Annotated in this window: 1 rRNA gene; it reads right to left on the bottom strand. The window is 58.0% G+C overall.

Annotated elements, in window-relative coordinates:
• A 5S ribosomal RNA gene (gene rrf / locus AC4D2W_RS17295) occupies positions 1-113 on the bottom strand; the annotation flags it as partial.
• Between the last annotated feature and the right edge of the window lie 401 nt (positions 114-514).

Genomic DNA, 514 nt, shown 5'->3' with positions numbered 1-514 from the left:
GGCGGTGACCTACTCTCCCACATCCTCCCGGATGCAGTACCATCGGCGCTGTGGGTCTTAGCTTCCGGGTTCGGAATGGGACCGGGCGTTTCCCCCACGCTATGACCGCCGTAACCCTAGCCCCGCAACACCGGCACAAACCGGTCCAGGGGAAATCTGTGGGTCACGACCGGAACACCATCCCTGGCATCCCGTCATGAACATGATCGTTCCAAGCAGACACGCCACCCGTCAAGGGCACGCACCTGCTCTCTTTGTGACCACCCATCACAATCCCCCGGTAAGGGGACAGCAGTGGTGGTCTGTTCCACGGGTAACAAACCCATCGGGTTTGTTGTCCGGGAACCACATAGTGGACGCAAGCAGCATGATCTAACACAATCCTTCTCTGGCGGGAACGTTTGAAGTCGTTTCCTGCCCAGACTGTGGTGTGGTGTAAGTTATCGGCCTATTAGTACCGGTCAGCTTCACGGGTCTTTAGTCCCCGCTTCCACATCCGGCCTATCAACCCAGT

The sequence above is a fragment of the Arthrobacter sp. TJ-58 genome (genome assembly GCF_058269295.1).
The sequence above is the reverse complement of the archived record's forward strand: the minus strand, read 5'-3'. Positions and strand labels throughout refer to the sequence as shown.